The organism is Trichlorobacter sp. (assembly GCF_030247655.1).
Classification (GTDB): Bacteria; Desulfobacterota; Desulfuromonadia; order Geobacterales; family Pseudopelobacteraceae; genus Trichlorobacter.
Window position 1 is genome coordinate 1 of record NZ_JAOTRZ010000150.1, and the last position, 7,164, is coordinate 7,164.

Sequence of the window (7,164 nt, forward strand, 5' to 3'; positions counted from 1 at the left end):
GATCTATTCAGGTTGTTGATTGATGGAGTTGACAAGTATGATAACCATGCCTGATTCGATCCTTATCGTTAACACGCGTCTGATTGGTGATGTTATTCTCACCACCCCTTTGATACAAATTCTTAAGATACTTTTCCGCAAGCAGCAATTGACTTTCTGGCTAATCGCGGTACCGGCGAATTTTTGGAGAAAGATCCTCGTGTCCGAAAGGTTATTTATTCGGAAAAGTGGAAGAAGTCATCGTCTGGGCTTGGCAGTAGCTACCTGTTTGGACTGTTCAGGAAGTATGATCTTGCGATAACCATGAATACCGGAGATCGTGGCGCAATGGCAGCTGCAGTTGCCAGTAAGCGCTATCGCGTAGGGTATGCACAGTCAGATAAACCGATTTCACGCTTTTTGCGCTCAATCTTGTTTAGCCATCTTATTGATTTTGATGAAACAGCTCATATAGCCGGTTTGTGCTCTCAGGTTGCCGAGGTGCTGGGAATTACAAGCAAGAAGGTGCATGTGCAGCTGTTTTGGCAGTCCACCGATGCTGACCAGATAACGGATCTTTTGGGGGCACGTGTGAACCCTCCGGGGTATCTGGTGATCCATCCCTTTGCCCGTTGGCGCTACAAGTATTGGGAGATAAGCCGTTTTTGTGAGGTGAGTGATCGTTTGGCCCGTGCTCATGGCTTGCAGCCGGTCTGGACTTCATCTCCGGATCCAGAGGAAATTACCCTTTTGCAGACAGCAGCAGCGGGCTGCAGCGTCAAACCATTGCTGGTGCCCGGTACACTTTCCCTTAACCAGATGGCCTGCCTGCTAAAGGGTGCTGCCCTGTATATCGGTCTGGATACAGCAATAACTCATATTGCAGCCTCAACCGGTGTGCCGATGGTGGCGTTGTATGGTCCTACGGAGCTTTGGCGCTGGCATCCCTGGGATAATGAACACTCCCTGCATAAACCGGTTGCGTTTGGCTATAGAGGCACGATTCGCAGTGGTCGGATGGTAACGCTCCAGGCAGGCTGTGAGCACTATCCCTGTATCAGGCCCCACTGCTATGGTGAAACGGAAAATCCCTGCATGATGGAATTGACAGCCGATGCTGTTTGCAGAGAGGCAGCACAGGTGCTGGCAACTAAAACGGATTTCAATGGTGCCCACCATGCAGCTTGATGTCGCTTTTGTAACTGTCAATTACAATACCTGTGCCCTTGTAGAGGAGCTGATCCGCTTTTTCAAAGCAGTTAGACTGCCATTTTCTTACCGTTTGGTGGTGGTAGACAATAATTCAACTGATGGTTCCCAGGCGATGTTGGCGCAGGAACTCTGGGATGGGCTGCTCTACATTCAAACCAATGAAAATCTGGGTTATGGTCGTGGCATGAATCGCGGCTTGCAGGCTGTCGACAGTCGTTACGCCTGCATCATGAATACTGACCTGATCTTGAATCAGGAGGCGCTGTTTGCACTGTGGTCGTTCTTTGAGGCCAGGCCTGAGGCAGGAGTGGCATCTCCGGTGATTATGGGGAGTGATCATCGTGTGCAGGGTTTTTTGTTCTTGCCCAGTATTTGGGCGCTGTATTCCCAGACCATCAGTAAGATCAGAAGTAAAAGCTGGAAATTGCGTGTGGAGAAAGCTACTGCCCCGTTTGCGGTCCCTGGAGTGCTGGGGGCTTTCTTCATGATTCGTCGGGATCTGTTTGCGGACAGCCTGTTTGATGAGGATTTTTTCTTTTATTACGAGGACAGTGAGCTGGCTCACCGTTACTGGCAACGGGGAATCCCCTGCTTTGTCCTGCCTCAAGCTTCTATTACGCACCTTGGGGGACAATCCACCTCTGCCGAAGGCGGCAGGCTGTTTCAGGAAAGTCGCCGGATTTACCTTGAGAAGTGCTATGGCGCACCCCATACGGTTCTGCTGGCATTGCTTGACCGGTTTCGTTTGCGGTTTAAGTACTACAAATACCTGGTGCTGAGCAGCCTAATAAAAAGCAGTAAAATACGAAGCAAGTATGATTTTTATGCCCGTCTGATACAGTTGACCAAGTAATCTTCTAGCGAGTCTTATGCGAATCCTGATCATCAAAACCTCTTCCCTTGGGGATATTATCCATGCCCTGCCGGTACTCTCATATCTTCGGCAGGCGGCCCCTGGAGCGTTCATTGACTGGGTAGTGGATGAGGCATTCAGTGATCTGGTCTCCGGCAATCCGCTGGTCGATCGTCTGCTGCCGGTTGCCTTCAGGCGCTGGAAAAAGGCTGTCTTTGCCGGCAAAACAAGGCATGAAGTAATGGCCTTTATTACGCAACTGCGACAGTATCAGTATGATCTGGTTTTTGATCTGCAGGGCAATAGTAAGAGTGGGATGGTCTGCTGGCTGGCACGCTCCCGACGTAAGATCGGTTTTGACCGTGAACATCTGCAGGAAAAGCTGAACAGTTTTTTTACTACGGAACAGGTTTCGTTTCTGCCCATTGATCGCAACGCTGTGCAGCGCTATCTGCGGATTGTCAGTGCGCCGTTCGCACTTCGGCCTGATGGACTACCAATGCATAGTGATATAGCAACCTCTGCTGATGACGACTGTTTCGCTGGAAACGTACTGGCAGCCGTCGGTAGCCCGGTGGTGCTGTTTCATACAGGTACGACCTGGCAGACCAAGCTCTGGTTTGATGAAGGTTGGCTTCAGTTGGGACAGGAGTTGCTTGGTCGTTATGCATCAGCAACCATAGTGCTTTCCTGGGGGACTGACGAGGAAAGGCAACGGGCTGAACAGCTGGCTGCGAAGCTGGGTAGTCGCACCTGTCTGCTGCCGCGTCTGTCTCTGAAGCAGTTTGCTGCGGTTCTAAAACGCTGCAATCTGGCGATAGGTGGCGATACTGGTCCGGTTCATCTGGCCGCGGCAGTGGGAACTGCCACCGTTTCATTCTATCGTTGTACCGATGGTTTGCGTAATGGCCCCTATGGCATACAGCATGCCATTATACAATCATCACTTCCCTGTACGGTTTGCATGCGAAAACAGTGTGATCAGGATGAAGACTGCCGTAGAAACATTACGCCCACAGCCCTTTTTGAAGCTGCAGAGCGTTTGCTTATGCAGGGGAAGAAGGATACACCATGAAGCCGCTATCCATCCTGCAGGTCATTACCCAACGCCGTTTTTCCGGCGCAGAGCGGGTCTGCCTCTCGTTGTGTGCTGATCTGCAGCAGCGGGGCCATCGGGTGCTTTTACTCTGCAAGCCTGATGGCGGGCTGCCTGATGAGGCCCGTAAACTGGGGCTTGCAGTGCAGACTCCGAATATATCAGGCAAATTGAATCTGGTTGCGCCGTTCACTCTCGCCCGGATTGCCCGTCAGTTCGGGACTGATGTCATTCATACCCACCTCTCTTCTGCAAGCCTGTGGGGCGGTCTGGCCGGGCGTCTGGCTGGTATTCCGACGTTAGGCCATGTTCATGCCCTGAATACCTGGTTTTACTATCGATTCAGCGCGCTGGCAGCCACCTGCTCAGGCGGTGTGAAACAGTATGTGGTGGCGCAGGGGGCTGATCCGGCAAAGGTTAGGGTGGTCTACAACGGCATTCCGGCTAATCGGCTGGATGGTGTGTTGTCTTGTGCTGAGGCCCGTCAGATGCTTGGTCTTGCACCGGATCAGCCGGTGGTGGCCTGCGTGGCTCACCTCTCATCCAAGAAAGGGCAGATCTTTCTGTTGCAGGCCGTCGCTCTGCTGCGTGACCGTTTTCCTGATCTGGTCTGTCTGTTGGCTGGTGAAGGTGAGATGGCGGAGCAGTTACAGCAACAGGCGGTTGAGCTGGGGATAGCAGACCGTGTGCGTCAGCTGGGGTTCAGGCGGGATGTGATGTCTGTTATGCAGGCTGCGGATGTTGTTGTGCTGCCCTCCATCGCTAAAGAAGGGCTGGGGCTGGTGTTGGTGGAGGCAGCGTTGCTGGAAAAACCGACCATCGGCAGTAATGCGCCTGGGATTGATGAGGCGGTGCAGGATGGTGTTACCGGTCTGTTGGTAGCGCCTGGAGATGCGACAGCTCTGGCTGAGCGTCTTGCGCTGTTGCTGGGTGACGCTGTGCTGCGCAGCCAAATGGGACAGGCTGGACGCCAGCGTGCCCTGCAGATGTTTACGCAGGAGGCAATGGTGGACCAGTTTGAGGAGATCTACCGGGAACTGGTTACACAATGAACGGGAGCTTTTCCCGCACCGCCCTGCTGATCGGTGATGCCGGATTGCAGCGTCTGGCAGCAGCGAGGGTGCTGGTTGCCGGTGTTGGTGGGGTAGGGAGCTATGCGGTGGAGGCGTTAGTCCGGGCTGGCGTCGGCACTCTGACCCTGATTGATAGCGATACGGTTCAGACCAGCAATATCAATCGCCAGTTACACGCCCTGACAACCACACTTGGTAGAGCCAAGGTGGAGGTGATGGCAGAGCGGTTGCTGCAGATTAACCCTGGTCTGCGGGTAACCCCGTTGCAAGAGTTGATTACACCTGACAATGTTCCTGTTCTGCTGGTGCCGGGCTATGATCTGGTGCTGGATGCGATTGATACCTTGAGTGCCAAACTGGCATTGCTGCAGAACTGTCTTGAACGTCAAATCCCGGTGATCTCCAGCATGGGTGCGGCAGGCAAGCTTGATCCAACCCGGATCAAGATTAGCGATATTGCCGACAGCCAGGGCTGTCGGCTGGCCCGCAAGCTGCGCAAAGAGCTGCGCCGTGGAGGTATCGCCAGCGGTGTGACGGTGGTTTATTCTGATGAGCCGTGCAGCCTGGAGCGACTTGGGGAGCCGGAGGCAGAAGGAGAACGGCGCCCTTTGGGTACGATCTCCTACCTGCCTGCTGCCTTTGGGCTTTTTATGGCATCAGAAGCCATCAAACGTCTTCTGCAGGGCTAACCTCTTCGTACTTCTTCGCCTCCACACCGTCACGTCCCCGTTCCTTCACTAGATAAAGCGCCTTGTCAGCCCGTTCAAGCAGGGTTTCCGGCGTGTCATTGGCATGTACCTCTGCCACACCAATTGAAAGCGTCACCTTAAACTCGGTCCCATCCAGAATAAATCTGCTTTCGCGGACATTGGTACAGATCTTTTCAGCAAGTACAGTTGCCGGTTGCAGGCTGGCCTTGATCAGCACCAGGGCAAATTCGTCACCGCCAAAGCGGGCCAGAAAATCGCTCTCCCGCAGGGTCGCCTTGATCTTAAAGGAGACCCCCTTCAGTATCCGGTCACCAGCCTGATGGCCATGGCTGTCGTTGATAGCCTTAAAGTAATCAACGTCAATCATCATCAGGGCAAACGGTTCTTTGTAGCGCTGATGCAGGGAGATCATCTCCAGCAGCTTTTCATCAAAATAGGCCCGGTTGGCCAGTTGGGTCAGTCCGTCAATCCGTACAGCGGTCTTGAGCGCCTCAATCTGTTCCCGCTGGGTTGCCAGAATAGCCTGAGAGCTTGCCAGCTCGCCTTTCAGCTCGCTGTTGCTGGCAATGACCCGGTCAATCTCGGCAATCAGTAGGGCATGGGCTGCAGCCAGCTCATCCGGCAGGTCAGCCTGTTCGATTCCGGCACGTACCTCCCACAGGGCCTGGGAGGAGTCGCTGGCCGCCCGGTCGGTACGATGGATTGCGGTTGCCAGTGAAAGCAGGATACTGCGGATGGTCTGGGCAGAGTCACTGATCTGTTGTTCACGGGGGTCAATCTTGCTGGCGTTAGGCAGCTCTACCCCGCGACCGGCCTTGTTGAGATCTGCCCTTTTCTGGAAATACTCAACAAGGGCGCTGAACGGTGCGGTGACAATCTGTCCGATCAGGTCAAGCACGTAGTTGATGCCATCAGACTTGAGCATCCGCGCAAAGGGGTGCAGCATTAGACCGATAATCAGCCCCCCACTAAAGATAAACCAGCTCATAGCATGTTTCTCCCAATCAGACAGTCAGTTTGTTCCTGTTGCCTCAGCACCGATGGTGCGAATCGCCTCGTAGATAACATGGTCGTATTTGTCCTGGCTGATAGCTAGGGCTACTGTCGGAATTCTCAGCAGCGATTTAACAAAGCCAAAGCGCAGATCCCGTGGCAGCAGGTCAATATAGGCCACCAGGTTGATTTCCTGGTCCGGCGCAAGCTGGGGGGCAAGCTGCAGGGTGGTAAGCAGATCGTTAATAGTAGCGGCCTGCAGGTCGTCACGTTGTGCAGCGGCCTTGGCAGAGATGACCTCATTCCAGTCATTCAGTATTTCAGTAGCGGTCAGAGGGCGCCCCTCACGGTTTGTCAGCCAGCGCATAAAGGTGATGGCTGCCTCTTTGCCAATGATGCCGGCATAGACCTCCATGGCTAGGTCTCCGGGGAAGTGGCAGTGCTGGCGCAGGGTGCTGACCATTTCCCAGCCCCGTTCCGTCGGCTCCACCTGCATATCCATCGGTGCGCCCTGTTTTGCTAAAAGACCACTGTTGCCGGACAAAAAGCCGCGTACCTCACTGTTCAGCTCGCGTGATGCTGCATAGCGTGCCCAGCACTGATAGTCGCTCTCGACATACAGCATCACCATCCGGTCGATCAGGGCCCGGTCAAGGGTGGCAACCTGATAGGTGCCGTCCGGCGGGTTGATGGTGACCACGACCTTATGGTGGGGGGAGAGGCTATGGGTATGCAGGGCACGTTGCAATCCCTCTGCAGGTGGTTCCACAAATTGAAAGATTGCCTGAAGGGTATCCTCCTGTTGTGCCCGATTCAGTTCATCACAGTGGACCAGGGTTGACGGGGCATCATCTTCAGGCCACCAGGAAGGGCGGGACCAGTGCATGACGTTACCTTCGCGAAACGGGATACCAACCAGATCTCCTACTTCCATCTGTCCCAGGCGCAGCGGTGCATAACACCAGCCAATTTCCCGGCAAACCTGTATAATTCCGGCTGTCTTGCCCACGCCGCGATGTCCCACCACGCAGGGGGTTAGATCGGTTTTGGTCAGCAGTTCTTTCAAGACAACCTTCATCTGTTCTATGTTCATCTGCTGCATCCTCCTTGAATAACATTGGAATCATAGATGAAAGAGTGGTGTGCTTCAAGCGTTAATGGACTAATTAACTCTTTTTGTGTTGCTTTGTTGAGGTTGTCTCTTTTTGTGGTACATAGAGTTAAGTAAAATGGCATACTCAGATAAAT

At 53.7% G+C, this 7,164-nt stretch carries 7 protein-coding genes; 5 read left to right on the plus strand and 2 right to left on the minus strand.

The window, feature by feature from the left end:
- Positions 1 to 183 precede the first annotated feature (183 nt).
- From OEL57_RS11995 to OEL57_RS12015, 5 genes are read left to right on the plus strand one after another with little or no spacing between them, the layout of a single operon-like run.
- Positions 184 to 1,167 carry a glycosyltransferase family 9 protein gene (locus OEL57_RS11995; protein WP_300740767.1) on the plus strand — a complete coding sequence of 328 codons (984 nt, stop codon included), beginning with the start codon at positions 184 to 186 and terminating at the stop codon, positions 1,165 to 1,167.
- The gene (locus OEL57_RS12000; RefSeq protein WP_300740768.1) at positions 1,157 to 2,044 is read left to right on the plus strand and encodes a glycosyltransferase family 2 protein; all 888 of its coding nucleotides are present in this window, start codon (positions 1,157 to 1,159) and stop codon (positions 2,042 to 2,044) included. Before OEL57_RS11995 ends, OEL57_RS12000 begins: the two co-directional genes overlap by 11 nt.
- 16 nt (positions 2,045 to 2,060) lie before the next feature.
- The gene (gene waaC, locus OEL57_RS12005; protein ID WP_300740769.1) at positions 2,061 to 3,119 is read left to right on the plus strand and encodes a lipopolysaccharide heptosyltransferase I; all 1,059 of its coding nucleotides are present in this window, start codon (positions 2,061 to 2,063) and stop codon (positions 3,117 to 3,119) included.
- Positions 3,116 to 4,192 (plus strand): glycosyltransferase family 4 protein, encoded by a 1,077-nt coding sequence (locus OEL57_RS12010; RefSeq protein WP_300740770.1) that lies wholly within the window; start codon positions 3,116 to 3,118, stop codon positions 4,190 to 4,192. The genes waaC and OEL57_RS12010 overlap by 4 nt, the downstream gene beginning before the upstream one ends.
- Positions 4,189 to 4,902, plus strand: a complete 714-nt coding sequence (locus OEL57_RS12015; RefSeq protein WP_300740771.1) for a tRNA threonylcarbamoyladenosine dehydratase — start codon at positions 4,189 to 4,191, stop codon at positions 4,900 to 4,902. Before OEL57_RS12010 ends, OEL57_RS12015 begins: the two co-directional genes overlap by 4 nt.
- Here OEL57_RS12015 and OEL57_RS12020 read toward each other — a convergent pair.
- Together OEL57_RS12020 and OEL57_RS12025 are read right to left on the minus strand one after the other, a co-directional pair.
- Positions 4,880 to 5,911, minus strand: a complete 1,032-nt coding sequence (locus tag OEL57_RS12020; protein WP_300740772.1) for a GGDEF domain-containing protein — start codon at positions 5,909 to 5,911, stop codon at positions 4,880 to 4,882. The genes OEL57_RS12015 and OEL57_RS12020 overlap by 23 nt on opposite strands.
- 24 nt (positions 5,912 to 5,935) lie before the next feature.
- Positions 5,936 to 7,009, minus strand: coding sequence for a hypothetical protein (locus OEL57_RS12025; RefSeq protein WP_300740773.1), 1,074 nt, complete (start codon positions 7,007 to 7,009; stop codon positions 5,936 to 5,938).
- Positions 7,010 to 7,164: the final 155 nt, after the last annotated feature.